Origin of the sequence: Sphingopyxis sp. GC21, from assembly GCF_025727575.1 — a bacterium.
Taxonomy (GTDB): Bacteria; Pseudomonadota; Alphaproteobacteria; order Sphingomonadales; family Sphingomonadaceae; genus Sphingopyxis; species Sphingopyxis terrae_A.
Map to the genome: position 1 here is coordinate 2614968 of NZ_CP095845.1, position 12879 is coordinate 2627846.

Genomic DNA, 12879 nt, shown 5'->3' on the forward strand with positions numbered 1-12879 from the left:
CGAAGCGGCAAGGCGCGTTTGTCGAACGATGAACAGCATCGACGGAAAGCAGGCCGCTATTGCGCCCGCGCCCGCGCCAGCAGCGCCTTCGCCGCCGCGACGTGCATATCTTCGATCATATGGCCCGCGTGCCGCTGCGCCCCGCCGGTTGCTGCGGCGACCAGCGCTTCGGCAGAGGCTATCTCGCGCGCCGACGGGGCGAAGGCGCGGTTGCACGGATCGACCTGCGACGGGTGGATCAGCGTCTTGCCGTCGAAACCGAGCCGCCGCCCCTCGCGCGCTTCGGCCGCAAAGCCCTCCGCGTCGTCGATCGCATTATAGACCCCGTCGAAGCACCAAACGCCGCCTGCGCGCGCCGCGAGCACAATCGCCTGGATCGCATGGCCCATCGCGCCGCGATCCATGCCGTCGGGCAGCTTGAGCTCATAGGCCAGATCGTTGAGCCCGGCGATCAGCCCCTGCACCGCGGCATCGGCGGCGATTCCCTGCGCCGCATAGATGGCGGTCGGCGTTTCGATCATCGCGAGCAGTGGTAGCCCCAGAGCGCGCAGCGGGTCGAGGTCCGAGAGCGCGTCGACCTTTGGCAGCACCACCGCGTCGAGCACGAGGCCGTCCAGCGCCGCGAGATCTTCCGCCTGCTCGGCGCTGCCACTGGCGTTGACGCGCACGGCCACGCGCTTGCCCGCAAAGCCCGCCGTCACCGCGGCGCGCATCGCCGCGCGTGCCTCTGCCTTGCGCTCCGCGGGCACCGCATCCTCCAGGTCGATGATCAGCATATCGGCGGCGAGCCCGCCCGCCTTTTCGAGCGCACGGGCGTTGGAGCCGGGCACATAGAGGAGCGAGCGCGGGGCGAAGGCGGCATGGGTCATGCGCTTTTCTGTGGCGCAGCTGGACCATTGCCGCAATAAGGAAGCGGGATTGCGATCGAATTTGCAAAGGGGATGATCATGTATTTCGCACTTGCACTGGTGGTGCTGGCGCTGGTGTTTCTGATCTGGGCGCTGACGCCGGTGCGGCAGGGTTTCGCCTATACGATCGAACGCTTCGGCCGCTACACGCACACCGCGCAGCCGGGCCTCAACTTCATCATGCCGATCTTCGACCGCGTCGGTCGCAAGGTGAACATGATGGAGCAGGTGCTCGACATTCCGGGGCAGGAAATCATCACCAAGGACAATGCGATGGTCGCGGTCGACGGCGTCGTCTTCTTCCAGGTGCTCGACGCCGCGAAGGCGGCCTATGAGGTCAGCGACCTGTACCTCTCGATCATGAACCTGACGACGACCAACCTGCGCACCGTCATGGGGTCGATGGACCTCGACGAGACGCTGTCGAAGCGCGACGAGATCAACGCGCGCCTGCTGCATGTCGTCGACGATGCGACGACGCCATGGGGGGTGAAGATCACCCGCGTCGAGATCAAAGACATCCGCCCGCCGGCCGACATTTCGAACGCGATGGCGCGCCAGATGAAGGCCGAGCGCGAAAAGCGCGCCGCGATCCTCGAAGCCGAAGGGCTGCGCGCCTCCGAAATCCTGCGCGCCGAGGGCGAGAAGCAGGGCCAGATCCTGCAGGCCGAAGGGCGGCGCGAAGCCGCCTTCCGCGACGCCGAAGCGCGCGAGCGCGAGGCCGAAGCCGAAGCCAAAGCGACGCAGATGGTCAGCGACGCGATCGCGAGCGGCAATGCGCAGGCCATCAACTATTTCATCGCGCAAAAATATGTCGAGGCGGTAAGTCAGTTCGCGACCAGCCCCAACGCCAAGACGATCCTGTTCCCGGTCGAGGCGACGCAGCTCATCGGCACGCTGGGCGGCATCGGCGAACTCGCGCGCGACGCGCTCGAACGCAAGACGGAGGCCTGACATGCCCGACTGGCTGGCCAGCATGGAACCGCACTGGATTTGGCTGTCGGTCGGCGTCCTGCTCGCCGCGGCCGAGATTGTCGCGCCGGGATTTTTCCTGATCTGGATCGGCGCCGCGGCGATCGTCACTGGGGTCATCGCGTGGATCGCGCCGATCGGCGTACCGATTCAGCTCGGCATCTTCGCAGTGCTGGCGGTGATCATCCTCTATGGCGCGCGCAAATGGCTGCGCGACAATCCGATCGTCTCGACCGACCCGCTGCTCAACCAGCGCGGCGGCCGTCTCGTCGGTGAGGTGCTGACGGTGACGACGGCGATCGAAGACGGCCGCGGCCGCGCCCGGGTTGGCGATGGCGAATGGCCGGTGCGCGGACCCAACGCCGCCGAAGGGGCCAAGGTCCGCGTCGTCAGCGCCGACGGCGGCGTGCTGGTGGTCGAGGCGGTTTGATCCAAATCGTCATTGCGAGGAGCCGAAGGCAACGCGGCAATCCAGTGTAGCGCAAACCTCTCTGGATTGCTTCGCTCCGCTCGCGATGACGACCGATTCAACCACCCCGCGGCCGCGAATAAATCCCCACCACATGCCCCAGCGCGTCACTGTCGCCGATGCGGCGAAAGCCCAGTTTTTCGGCGACACGCTCTGATGCAGCATTGCCCGGATCGATGATGCAGCGCACCTCGGGCGCGTCGAGCGTCGCGTCGGCCCAGCCGAGCGCCGCGCTCATCGCCTCGGTCGCTAGCCCGCCGCCCCAATGGTCGGCATCGAACGCCCAGCCCGCCTCGGGTAGATCCTCAAGTTCGGGGATGCCGCGGCAGAAATAGGAAAGCCCGCCCATGCCGATCAGCGCATTGCTGTCGCGGTCGGCGAACACCCAATAGCCAAAGCCCATCACTGGCCACAGCCCGGCAGAGCTCAAAAATTTACCCCAGCTCACGTCGGGCGCACGCGGTTCGCCGCCGATGAAGCGCGTGACGCGCGGATCGGCCCACATCGCGATATGGACAGGCTTGTCCGAAAAATGCGGCGGGCGCAGGCGCAGCCGCGCGGTTTCGATCGTGGGAGGCGAGGTGATCATCGTGCCGACATGCCCAGCGCGGCGGGCATGGTCAATCGGGGTCGAAGAAATGGTCGAACAGGTCGTGCAACACGGCCTTGCCGTCGACCTGCGGCCGGACGCGCAGCACCGCCAGCGTATCGACGCGTGCCAGCACGTCGCAATGGTTCAGCACGAGATGATAGGCGGCGCGGTCCCTGAAATCGTGAAACAGGAGCATCGCGTCGGGTTTGCAGTGGACGATCGCCTGCAACAGGCAGGCGACACGAAAGCGCCCGTCGATCAGTACCGCGTCAGGGCTGCCGGTCAGGTGGCGCCAGATATGCGTGTGATAGCGCGGCCAATCGCGCAGGCGCGCCGGGTCGGTGGGCCGGCCCTCCGCATCGACCGGACCGATTTCGGGCTGATAGGGCGTGTAGCCCTCCGCCTCTTCGCCCAGTCGGCGCGCGATGGCGGCGAGCCGCTCGCGATCGCCGTCGACCGCCACGATCCGCCGGGCCTGCCGCGCGGCGACGAGCGTCGCCTCGCCGCATCCGAATTCGAGCAGCGATTGGCGTCCGGCGAGTTGCAGTTCGAGCTGCACGAGCTCGGTCGCGGTCCAGATCGATGGCATGAACGGTCCCCTGTTCTCCCCCCGCAGGAGATATGGGACTTCGCCGCAGCCGTCCAGCTATGGAACACCCCCACGAAGGCAGAGACCCGGAGAGGGAGAGAGAGGCCTCTCCGGCCGCCCGCCTTCGCGGGGGGGCCGGGCCGCGGCCTCAGGCCGCGGCCGTTGCCAGCTCGGGCGCACCCGACGAATGCGACGGCATCACCGCATCGGAATAATCGCTCTCGAATTTCTTGATGAGTTGGCGGTCGTCATGGTTCCAAGGGTGAAAGCCCGGCATGAAATAGGCCAGCCAGGGCAGAAAGCTTTTGCGCAGGATGCCCGGATAGCCGAGCATGAACCACCAGATGCGCGCGCTGACGCGCCAGCCGGTCAGCCCGTCCTGCTGCAAGAGCGCCTTCATGCCCCGGATGCGCTTGGGCCAGAAGCGCGCGGTGATCGCGACCATCATCAGCGACTTCGCCTTCCAGCGCCGCCAGCGGCTCCAGTCGCGCGTCGCGTGGAGCCAGGTGTCGTAAGCGACGCCCTTATGCTCGATTTCCTCGATCGCGTGCCATTTCCACAGCGCCGCCCATTCGGGCTCGGTGCCGTCGTACATCGCGGAATCCTTGAGCATGATCGCCGCCATCATCGCGGTATAATGTTCGAGCGCGATCGTCGCCATCAGGTTGACGATGGGCGGGCGCGTCTTGATGAGTTCCATCACATTGTCGACATCGGCCTCTAGCTCCGACAGGTCGTAGCCCGCCTCCGCCGCCTTGCGATTGAAGACGACATGTTCGCGGCTGTGAATGACTTCCTGCTGGGTGAAGGCGCGGATTTCGCGCGCCAGCTTTTCGGGCACGCCGTCGCGGTGCGCCTTCACCGCCTCGATGAACATCGCCTCGCCTTTCGGAAAGGTGACCGACAAAGCGGTATGAAAAACCGAGGCGATCGGGTCGCCGTTCATCCACCAGCGCCCCTGCCGGTCGTCGCGGCCGAAGCGGCGATCGCGCGGGGTGATCGACAAATCCTGCGGCGTCGGCGTGCGGGAAAGGCTGGACATATGGTTCTCACCGTCGAAAAGGGGGCTCAGGGCGTGGGGACGCCCGACGGGGCAAGAAATAGGAATTACTTACAGTGGTGTCAATAGTAAAGAAACGGCTCAGCCCGGAGGAAAGCCGGTCGGTGGCGCTCGAGGCCGCGCGGCTGATCCTGATCGAGATGGGGCCGCAGGCGGTGACGTTGAAAGCCGTGGCATCGCGCATCGACCGCACTCACGCCAATCTGCTCCACCATTTCGGCAGCGCCGCCGGTCTGCAAAAGGCGCTCGCCGCCTATCTCGCCGAAACGGTGTGCGACACGATTGCTGCGAAGATGACGTCGTCGCCGCCGGGCGAACGCAATGTGCGCGAGATCGTCGACCTTGCCTTCGACGCCTTCGACAGCGGCGGCGCCGGGGCGCTCGCCACCTGGATGGCGGCGACGGGCAATGAGGACGCGCTCGACCCGATCCTCGATGCCATCCACCGCCTGATCGACGGAACGGCGCCCGACGCGCACGAAAAGCGGCTGATGCACGAAGACACGTTGGCGCTCGTGCTGATGGCGATGGGCGATGCCCAGCTTGGCGGCCCGATGGCCGAAGCGCTGGGCCTGCCCCGCGATACCGCGCGCACGCTCGCGACCGAACTCATCACCGGCCGCATCGCCGCCTTCTGGACCGAACAGGGCGGCAAGCCCCCGCAATAGCGGGGCGCGCCGGCACGCGATATTTGCCCCCTTGAATCCCTTACGCCACGCGCCGATGTAAGGCGCCGAGGGGCAGCCCGCCGGTTCGCGGCGGGCATCCCGGATACTGAAGGACGAAATTTCCATGATCGACCCGCTCGCCGCCCTTGTTCCCGTCGTCGTCGAACAGACGAGCCGCGGCGAACGCAGCTTTGACATCTTCTCGCGCCTGCTGCGCGAACGGATCGTCTTCGTGACGGGCGAGGTCGAGGACAATATGGCGTCGCTGATCGTCGCGCAGCTTCTGTTCCTCGAATCGGAAAATCCGAAGAAGGACATCTATATGTACATCAACTCGCCGGGCGGCGTCGTCACGGCGGGCATGGCGATCCACGACACGATGCAATATATCCGCCCCCGCGTCGGCACCGTGTGCATCGGCCAGGCGGCGTCGATGGGCAGCTTCCTGCTCGCCGCCGGCGAACCCGGCATGCGCGTCGCGCTGTCGAACGCCCGCATCATGGTCCACCAGCCCTCGGGCGGCGCGCGCGGCATGGCGTCGGACATCGAAATCCAGGCCAAGGAAATCCTGCGTATCCGCAAGCGGATGAACGACCTCTATGCGCAATATACGGGCAAGCCCTTGAAAGACATCGAAAAGGCGATGGATCGCGACACTTTCCTCGAAGCCGAGGAAGCGCGCGCATTCGGGATCGTCGATCATGTCTACGACCGCCGCCCCGCGCTCCCCGGCGACGAGGCGCCCAAGGAAATCAGCGAAGGTCCGACGCCCTGACGCCGGCCAGCCCGCTTTCGGTAACCGCGTTTGTTGACGCCCCCGTTCGCGGGCCGTCGTCAGGTTGGACATGTCCCAATGTCACCTAATTGCCATATTGTAATTGGGTGATCGCGGGCTAGGATGAAGGACGGCAGCGCCCTTTTGCGGCTGCCAGAGGAAGATTTATGACGAAATTGAGCGGCTCGGACAGCAAGAGCACTCTTTACTGCTCCTTCTGCGGCAAGTCGCAGCATGAAGTCCGCAAGCTGATTGCCGGCCCCACCGTGTTCATCTGCGATGAATGCGTCGAACTGTGCAACGACATCATCCGCGAGGAAATCAAGGGCGGGGTCGCCGCGCGCAAGGATGGCGCGGTGCCGACGCCGCTCGAAATCTGCCAGCACCTCGACAATTATGTGATCGGCCAGAACACCGCCAAGCGCGTGCTGTCGGTCGCGGTCCACAACCATTACAAGCGCCTCGCCAATTCGGGCCGCGGCGATGATGTCGAACTGGCGAAGTCGAACATCCTGCTCGTCGGCCCGACGGGCAGCGGCAAGACGCTGCTCGCGCAGACGCTGGCGCGCTTCCTCGACGTGCCTTTCACCATGGCCGATGCGACGACCCTCACCGAAGCCGGCTATGTCGGCGAGGATGTCGAGAATATCATCCTCAAGCTGCTCCAAGCGTCCGACTATAATGTCGAAAAGGCGCAGCGCGGCATCGTCTATATCGACGAAATCGACAAGATCAGCCGCAAGGCCGAGAATCCCTCGATCACGCGCGACGTGTCGGGCGAAGGCGTGCAGCAGGCGCTGCTCAAGCTGATGGAAGGCACCACCGCGAGCGTGCCGCCGCAGGGCGGGCGCAAGCATCCGCAGCAGGAATTCCTGCAGGTCGACACGACCAACATCCTGTTCATCGCGGGCGGCGCCTTTGCCGGCCTCGAAAAGATCATCGGCGACCGCCTGCAGGGCAAGTCGATCGGTTTCGGCGCCCATGTCGCCGGCCCCGACGAACGCCGCGCGGGCGAGGTGCTCAAGAATATCGAGCCTGAAGATCTCCTCAAGTTCGGCCTGATCCCCGAATTCGTCGGCCGCCTGCCGGTGATCGCGACTCTCGAGGATCTCGACATCGACGCGCTGGTCAAGATTCTGGGCGAGCCCAAGAATGCGCTGATCAAGCAGTATAAGAAGCTGTTCGATCTCGAAGAGGTCGCGCTGACCTTCACCGACGACGCGCTGGTCGCGGTCGCCAAAAAGGCGATCGAACGCAAGACCGGCGCGCGCGGGCTGCGCTCGATCGTCGAGGCGATTCTGCTCGACACCATGTTCGACCTGCCCGACCTGACCGACGTGATCGAAATCGTCGTCGACAAGGATGTCGTCGAGGGCCGCAAGGCGCCGGTGCGCGTCTATGCCGACAAGGCGAAGGAAGCGGGCGACGCCGCCTGAGTCGAGTCGCGGCGCGCACCTGCGCCGCGGTTTCGCTCCCGCCAATGTTGCATTGCAGCAACAGTTGCACGAAAAAACGCAGCGCCGCCTGTCGATTATTCTGCGGCAGCGACGGAAATTCGCGCTTTTTTGACCTTTCCCCGCGCCTGGGCGATGGCGCGGCTTGCACTGTCACATTTGCTGTCACAATCGTGCCACATGCGGGCTTCAGGGGCGCTCGCAGGTCAAGCGCGCCCCAAGCCGCGCGCCTGCCGAATGCCACAATCAAGGGGACAACCTGTCATGAATTTCCGCAACACGCTCGCCGCTGGCGCCGCGCTGCTTCCGCTTGCGCTGCTTTCCACGCCGGCCTTTGCCCAGTCGACGGGCTCGGTCGATTTCGAAAACGAGATCGTCGTCACCGGCACCTCGGCGCAGGACGTCGCCGGCATCCAATCGCCCGATACGTCGAAGGCGAAGTCGGTTCTGGGTCAGGAAGTGATCGCGCGTCAGAACCCCGGTCAGACCATTCTCGACACCATCAACCTGGTCCCGGGGGTCGTCTTCACCAACAATGACGCTTATGGTTCGTCGGGCGGTCAGCTGACCATCCGCGGCTTTTCGGCCGACCGCATCAGCCTGACCTTCGACGGCGTTCCGCTGAACGACTCGGGCAACTATGCCATCTATTCGAACCAGCAGCTCGATCCCGAACTGATCGAACAGGTCAACGTCAACCTCGGTTCGACCGACGTCGACAGCCCGACCGCCGCGGCAACCGGCTCGACCGTCAACTACCGCACGATGACCCCGACCGAAGAATTCGGTGTCAAGGTCTCGGGTTCGGCGGGCGAATACAGCTTCTTCCGCGTTTTCGGCCTGATCAACACCGGCGAATTCACGCCGTTCGGCACGCGCGCCTTCGTCTCGGCTTCGAGCGCATCGAACGACAATCCGTTCAACAACTATGGCCGCATCCGCAAGAAGCAGTTCAACGGCCGCATCTGGCAGCCGATCGGCAGCAACGGCGACTTCATATCGGTGGCCGGTCACTATAACGAGAACCGCAACAACTTCTTCGGTTCGCTGCCGCTGCGCCTCGACGCCAACCGCGTTGTCGGTTCAGGTTCGGGCAACCGCTTCCCGATGAACAACGACGAGCGCGAATATAACATCAACTATCCGTGCACCACGACTGCAACTGTCACGCCTGGCGCTGCCGATTCGGCGTCGTCGTGCGGTACCGAGTTTGACCGTCGCTATAACCCGTCGAACACGGGTAACATCCGCGGCGCGTCGAAGTTCACGCTTTCGGAAGGCGTAACCCTCACCGTCGATCCCAGCTACCAGTATGTGAAGGCCAATGGCGGCGGAACCGTCAATGCGCGCGAACGGCTCAACAATGGTCTCGCTGGCTACATCGGCGGCCGTCCTTACTTCGGCATGGACCTCAACGGCGACGGCGACCTGCTCGACGAAGTTGCGGTGCTCGCACCCAGCCAGACGCAGACCCATCGTTATGGCGTAATCGCTAACCTGCGATGGGACATTGCAGAGGGTCACACGGTTCGCATCGGCTACACCTTCGACCGCGCGCGTCACCGTCAGACGGGACAAGTCGGTTTCCTGCAGATCAATGGCGAGCCGATCGATGTGTTCCCGGTCAACGACGGCGCAACCGACGTTACCGGCGGCGTTCTCCAGAAGCGCGACCGTCTCTCCTATGCAACGCTCAACCAGATTTCCGGCGAGTATCGCGGGGAGTTTATGGATGGCAGCCTGGTTACGACGCTCGGCATTCGCGCGCCGTTCTTCCGGCGTAATCTGAACAACTATTGCTTCACGACGAGCGACTCGGGCTTCGTCGACTGCTTCGGTCAGGGCGACCCGCGCAACGCGACATATGCAGCTGCGAACCCGGCGATTCAGGGCCCGCAGCAGCGTGTGCTCAAGTATGACGACATTCTTCCGAACGTCGGCCTGCTGTTCAAGCCGAGCAACCGGATCTCGGTGTTCGCGAACTATTCGAAGGGCCTGCAGGTTCCGGGCACGGACTCGCTGTACAACGCGTTCTTCTTTGCACCGAACACAGCCTCGGCGCGTCCGAACCCCGAAAAATCGGACAACTTCGACCTGGGCGTTCGCTATCGCACCGGTCAGGTTCAGGCGCAGCTTTCGGGCTGGTTCACGAAGTACAGCGATCGTCTCGCTTCGGCCTATGATCCCGTCACCGAACGCAACGTCTACCGTAACCTTGGTCGTGTCGACAAATATGGCATCGACGGCAGCGTTGCCTTCCAGCCGGTCCCGGAACTGGCTCTCTACGCCTTTGGCTCGTGGATGAAGTCGGAGATCAAGGACAATGTCCAGGCTGGCAGCTGCACCGCGGTCAATACTGCCATCGGTTGCGCCGCGATCGGCGATCCTCTGTTCGCCCAGACTGCCGGCAAGCGTGAATCGGGTTCGCCCGAATATACTTTCGGCGGCTCGGTCCGCGGAACGCTGGGGCCGGTCGAACTGGGTATCACCGGCAAGCGCACGGGCGGCCGGTTTATCTATGACACCAATCTGCCGATCTATGCGGGTACGCAGGCTGCACCGACGATTGTCTATCCAGCGAAAACCAACGCCTATTGGCTGGTCAACCTCGATGCGCGCCTGAGCCTGGAGTTCCTGGGTCTGAACGACAAGACCTTCTTCCAGCTCAACGTCTACAACCTGTTCGACAATCTCTATGTCGGCTCGTACACGACCAGCCTGAATCAGGGCGGCGTTCTGGGTTCGGGCCTCGTGACCGCCAACCCGGGCTCGGTTCCCTTCGCCCAGATCGGCGCACCGCGCACGATCAGCGGCACGCTGACCGTCGGCTTCTAAGTCCCCGGCAGTATGCGAAAATTAGGGCGCGGGAGGAAACTCCCGCGCCCTTTTTCGTGCTTGTCAGAAGGACGGGCCGACCTCGATGGCGATCGATAGTTGAATCGGGATGCTCAGGCGCCGGCGATGCGCCGCGCCGTGTCCTGGACCAAGGCAATCATGTTGGGGACGCCCTGCGTGCGGTTTGACGACAGCTGGCGGGTCAGGTCGAACGGGGCGAGCGCGGCGGCGATGTCCATCGCGGCGACCTCTGCCGCGGGCTTGTCCTGCACCGCGGCGAGTACGAGCGCGACGATCCCCTTGGTGATCGCGGCATTGCTGTCGGCAAGGAAGTGCAATCGGTCGCCGTCATGCGGCAGCGGGTAGACCCAGACGCTCGCCGAGCAGCCGCGGACCAGCGTCGCGTCGGTCTTGAGCGGATCGGGCATCGGCTCCAGTTCGCGACCGAGATCGATCAGCAGGCGATAACGATCGTCGCCGTCGAGGAAGTCATATTCTTCGAAAATGTCGTCGAGGCTGCGCATGGTCGCGGCCGTGGCAGAAAGCGCGTTGGAAGGAAAGCCTCTCTCACGGCGTCATTGCGAGCGTGGCGAAGCCATCCGGAGGAAGCGTGGGCCGCCCTGGGTCGCTTCGCTACGCTCGCAATGACGGAGGCAGGCTGATCAAAGATCGACCCCCGCCGCAATGGCTTCGAGCTTGCGCAGCCGTTCCTTGAGGTCGGCGATCTCGATCCGCGAACCGGCGTTCGGCACCGCAGGGTCCTGGCCGACGCTGTGGCAGATGGCGAGTTCTTCGCGCTTGAGCTGGATCCAGTCGCGCCAGCCGCGCAGCGCGGCGAGGCTGACTATGCCGAGAGCGGACAGCGCCACTGCGGCGGTGACAAGATTGGTTGCGAGGTCAGAAGTGATGGCGGCCATGACAGGGCTCCTTCTTCGTCACATCAGGGGTGCGAACGATCGCGCAGCTTCTCGATTTCCTCGTCGAGGCTGACGGCGCGATTATTGTCGGTGGCGATCCGTTCGAGCACCTGGATGCGCTCTTTCAATTGACGGATTTCGGCTTGCAGCGCCTTGGTCTCGGCATCCTGATTCGCGTTGCCGACGAAATACTCGTTGCCGCGGCGGTCGCGGTGGAAGCCATATTTCGCCCGGACAATGCTGCCGATCGTCACGATCAGCACGATGCCGATGACCATTTCAAAGGGGTTCATGGGGAGCGATCCTTTCGGTCTTGTCTTGTCAGTTCAGCGGGGCTTCGCGCAGCTTCTCGATCTCGTCGGCGACGTCGATTCCCTTGTCGGTAACGATGCGTTCGAGGACGCGGACGCGCGCTTCCAGCCGCTCGGTCTGCGCCGCATATTGCGCGGCCTTTTCGGCGGTGAGTTCGGACTGCTTCTCGATCATCTTCTGCTGGTGCTTGGACCAGATGGCGAAGCCGCCGAGGAGAAAGGGGGCAAGCGGGATCAGGATCCAGATGGTATCGCTCATGACGGCTGCTCCTTCCTCAGTTCGCCGGACGCCGCAGCGCCTCGATCTCGCGCTCCAGCCGGTGGCCTTCGTCGGTGACGATGCGTTCGACCACCGCCAGGCGATCCTTGACCGATCCGAGTTCGGCGCGAAGCTGGGCATTTTCCTGGCTGATCAGCTTGACGCGTTCCATCGCCTCGTCGCTGGTCTTGGGATAGATCGCCTTGCCCCAGCTGTTTTCGAGGGGATAGCCGTGCTTGATGCGCAGCCAGGTGGTGAAAATCCAGCCGCCGATTGCCGCGAGGCCGATGATCGCCGCGACCGGCGCGATTGCTTCCTTCAGGATGATGAAGTCCATGGTTATTCCCCTCAGCGCAGGCTGTCTATCTGACTGGCGAGCTGCGCCGCCTGTCCGTTGGTGTCGGTCGCAATGCGTTCGAGAACCGAGATGCGTTCCTCCAGCCGGACGATCTTGCCGGCGAGCTTGGCATTGTCGCTTTCGAGCAGTGCGATTTTTCGATCAGCGTCGGCGTCGGTTCGATGAACCGTGCCGCCCCATTCATTTTCAACCGGATAGCCGTGTTTGGCGCGGATCCAGGTGGTGAACATCCAGCCGGCCATCGAGATGCCGATGATGGCGAGGACGAAAGCGGGACCACCGAAATTCATGTTTCAACTCCCTGTTGCCATGGTTCCGGGCGTCGCCGGGATCAGCGCAGTGCGTCGATCTCGTCGGCGAGGCGGCGGTTGTGGCTCGTGTAGTAAAGTTCGATGTCGGCAAGCCGGCGATCGATGTCGCGGAAGCGCGAGCGGATGTCGCGGGTGGAGGCGCTGGGGTTCGAGCGCACGCCCTGCCAGAATTTCGCCTCTTCCTGCGAGCCATAGAGCGCGAAGGGCTTCGGCTGCGCCATCCAGGCAACGAGCCAATAGGCGATCAGCGTCCAGGGGAAGCCCCCCATTAGCGTCAGCAGCACCGCGCCGACGCGGACCCACAGGGCGTCGATCCCGCTATAGTCGGCGATGCCCGCACAGACGCCGCTCCATTTGGCGTTCTGTTTGTCGAGATAGAATTTCGTGCGGCTAGCGGACAT

Annotated in this window: 17 protein-coding genes; 6 read left to right on the plus strand and 11 right to left on the minus strand. The window is 63.9% G+C overall.

Annotation, left to right across the window (positions count from 1 at the left end; translation table 11 throughout):
• Positions 1-56: 56 nt before the first annotated feature.
• Entirely contained in the window at positions 57-869 is an 813-nt protein-coding gene (locus MU856_RS12610) for an HpcH/HpaI aldolase/citrate lyase family protein (RefSeq protein ID WP_062900693.1), read from the minus strand.
• A gap of 72 nt (positions 870-941) precedes the next feature.
• Here MU856_RS12610 and MU856_RS12615 point away from each other — a divergent pair, with 72 nt between their 5' ends.
• Together MU856_RS12615 and MU856_RS12620 are read left to right on the plus strand one after the other, a co-directional pair.
• Complete coding sequence (locus tag MU856_RS12615) at positions 942-1862, plus strand: SPFH domain-containing protein (protein WP_217372657.1); 921 nt, start codon at positions 942-944, stop codon at positions 1860-1862.
• 1 nt (position 1863) lies between these two features.
• Positions 1864-2310, plus strand: a complete 447-nt coding sequence (locus MU856_RS12620) for an NfeD family protein (RefSeq protein WP_217372658.1) — start codon at positions 1864-1866, stop codon at positions 2308-2310.
• 97 nt (positions 2311-2407) lie between these two features.
• Here MU856_RS12620 and MU856_RS12625 read toward each other — a convergent pair whose 3' ends face one another.
• The 3 genes from MU856_RS12625 to MU856_RS12635 all read right to left on the minus strand — a co-directional run bounded on the left by MU856_RS12625 (position 2408) and on the right by MU856_RS12635 (position 4572).
• Complete coding sequence (locus MU856_RS12625) at positions 2408-2938, minus strand: GNAT family N-acetyltransferase (protein ID WP_217372659.1); 531 nt, start codon at positions 2936-2938, stop codon at positions 2408-2410.
• A gap of 31 nt (positions 2939-2969) precedes the next feature.
• Positions 2970-3530, minus strand: a complete 561-nt coding sequence (locus tag MU856_RS12630) for a hypothetical protein (protein WP_062900696.1) — start codon at positions 3528-3530, stop codon at positions 2970-2972.
• Positions 3531-3678: 148 nt separating this feature from the next.
• A complete protein-coding gene (locus MU856_RS12635) occupies positions 3679-4572 on the minus strand; it encodes a metal-dependent hydrolase (protein WP_263587696.1) in 894 nt (297 codons plus the stop codon).
• A 122-nt stretch (positions 4573-4694) separates the two neighbouring features.
• Here MU856_RS12635 and MU856_RS12640 point away from each other — a divergent pair, with 122 nt between their 5' ends.
• The 4 genes from MU856_RS12640 (at position 4695) to MU856_RS12655 (ending at position 10322) form a co-directional block, all read left to right on the plus strand.
• Positions 4695-5258 carry a TetR/AcrR family transcriptional regulator gene (locus tag MU856_RS12640; protein WP_062764005.1) on the plus strand — a complete coding sequence of 188 codons (564 nt, stop codon included), beginning with the start codon at positions 4695-4697 and terminating at the stop codon, positions 5256-5258.
• Between the two features lie 124 nt (positions 5259-5382).
• Entirely contained in the window at positions 5383-6033 is a 651-nt protein-coding gene (locus MU856_RS12645; RefSeq protein WP_003040638.1) for an ATP-dependent Clp protease proteolytic subunit, read from the plus strand.
• Between the two features lie 167 nt (positions 6034-6200).
• Complete coding sequence (gene clpX, locus MU856_RS12650; RefSeq protein WP_003040640.1) at positions 6201-7469, plus strand: ATP-dependent Clp protease ATP-binding subunit ClpX; 1269 nt, start codon at positions 6201-6203, stop codon at positions 7467-7469.
• Between the two features lie 282 nt (positions 7470-7751).
• Entirely contained in the window at positions 7752-10322 is a 2571-nt protein-coding gene (locus MU856_RS12655) for a TonB-dependent receptor (protein WP_263587697.1), read from the plus strand.
• A gap of 113 nt (positions 10323-10435) precedes the next feature.
• Here the strand turns inward: MU856_RS12655 and MU856_RS12660 are convergent, their stop codons facing one another.
• From MU856_RS12660 to pspC, 7 genes are all read right to left on the minus strand, one after another.
• The gene (locus MU856_RS12660; RefSeq protein WP_062900699.1) at positions 10436-10846 is read right to left on the minus strand and encodes a SufE family protein; all 411 of its coding nucleotides are present in this window, start codon (positions 10844-10846) and stop codon (positions 10436-10438) included.
• A 138-nt stretch (positions 10847-10984) separates the two neighbouring features.
• A complete protein-coding gene (locus tag MU856_RS12665; RefSeq protein WP_003040645.1) occupies positions 10985-11239 on the minus strand; it encodes a hypothetical protein in 255 nt (84 codons plus the stop codon).
• 23 nt (positions 11240-11262) lie between these two features.
• Entirely contained in the window at positions 11263-11532 is a 270-nt protein-coding gene (locus MU856_RS12670; RefSeq protein ID WP_263587698.1) for a hypothetical protein, read from the minus strand.
• 28 nt (positions 11533-11560) lie between these two features.
• Positions 11561-11809 carry a hypothetical protein gene (locus MU856_RS12675; RefSeq protein ID WP_003040649.1) on the minus strand — a complete coding sequence of 83 codons (249 nt, stop codon included), beginning with the start codon at positions 11807-11809 and terminating at the stop codon, positions 11561-11563.
• A 16-nt stretch (positions 11810-11825) separates the two neighbouring features.
• On the minus strand, positions 11826-12146 hold the full coding sequence (locus MU856_RS12680; RefSeq protein WP_003040652.1) for a hypothetical protein: 321 nt from the start codon (positions 12144-12146) through the stop codon (positions 11826-11828).
• An 11-nt stretch (positions 12147-12157) separates the two neighbouring features.
• On the minus strand, positions 12158-12457 hold the full coding sequence (locus MU856_RS12685) for a hypothetical protein (RefSeq protein ID WP_003040654.1): 300 nt from the start codon (positions 12455-12457) through the stop codon (positions 12158-12160).
• A gap of 41 nt (positions 12458-12498) precedes the next feature.
• A complete protein-coding gene (pspC, locus tag MU856_RS12690) occupies positions 12499-12879 on the minus strand; it encodes an envelope stress response membrane protein PspC (RefSeq protein ID WP_003040655.1) in 381 nt (126 codons plus the stop codon).

Excerpts from the sequence above, each read along its gene's own strand:
- MU856_RS12670 (WP_263587698.1), bottom strand. The coding sequence starts at position 11,532 with ATGAACCCCTTTGAAATGGTCATCGGCATCGTGCTGATCGTGACGATC.
- clpX (WP_003040640.1), top strand. The coding sequence starts at position 6,201 with ATGACGAAATTGAGCGGCTCGGACAGCAAGAGCACTCTTTACTGCTCC.
- MU856_RS12635 (WP_263587696.1), bottom strand. The coding sequence starts at position 4,572 with ATGTCCAGCCTTTCCCGCACGCCGACGCCGCAGGATTTGTCGATCACC.
- MU856_RS12645 (WP_003040638.1), top strand. The coding sequence starts at position 5,383 with ATGATCGACCCGCTCGCCGCCCTTGTTCCCGTCGTCGTCGAACAGACG.
- MU856_RS12685 (WP_003040654.1), bottom strand. The coding sequence starts at position 12,457 with ATGAATTTCGGTGGTCCCGCTTTCGTCCTCGCCATCATCGGCATCTCG.
- MU856_RS12630 (WP_062900696.1), bottom strand. The coding sequence starts at position 3,530 with ATGCCATCGATCTGGACCGCGACCGAGCTCGTGCAGCTCGAACTGCAA.
- MU856_RS12615 (WP_217372657.1), top strand. The coding sequence starts at position 942 with ATGATCATGTATTTCGCACTTGCACTGGTGGTGCTGGCGCTGGTGTTT.
- MU856_RS12625 (WP_217372659.1), bottom strand. The coding sequence starts at position 2,938 with ATGATCACCTCGCCTCCCACGATCGAAACCGCGCGGCTGCGCCTGCGC.
- pspC (WP_003040655.1), bottom strand. The coding sequence starts at position 12,879 with ATGTCCGCTAGCCGCACGAAATTCTATCTCGACAAACAGAACGCCAAA.
- MU856_RS12665 (WP_003040645.1), bottom strand. The coding sequence starts at position 11,239 with ATGGCCGCCATCACTTCTGACCTCGCAACCAATCTTGTCACCGCCGCA.
- MU856_RS12660 (WP_062900699.1), bottom strand. The coding sequence starts at position 10,846 with ATGCGCAGCCTCGACGACATTTTCGAAGAATATGACTTCCTCGACGGC.
- MU856_RS12675 (WP_003040649.1), bottom strand. The coding sequence starts at position 11,809 with ATGAGCGATACCATCTGGATCCTGATCCCGCTTGCCCCCTTTCTCCTC.
- MU856_RS12620 (WP_217372658.1), top strand. The coding sequence starts at position 1,864 with ATGCCCGACTGGCTGGCCAGCATGGAACCGCACTGGATTTGGCTGTCG.
- MU856_RS12610 (WP_062900693.1), bottom strand. The coding sequence starts at position 869 with ATGACCCATGCCGCCTTCGCCCCGCGCTCGCTCCTCTATGTGCCCGGC.
- MU856_RS12680 (WP_003040652.1), bottom strand. The coding sequence starts at position 12,146 with ATGGACTTCATCATCCTGAAGGAAGCAATCGCGCCGGTCGCGGCGATC.
- MU856_RS12655 (WP_263587697.1), top strand. The coding sequence starts at position 7,752 with ATGAATTTCCGCAACACGCTCGCCGCTGGCGCCGCGCTGCTTCCGCTT.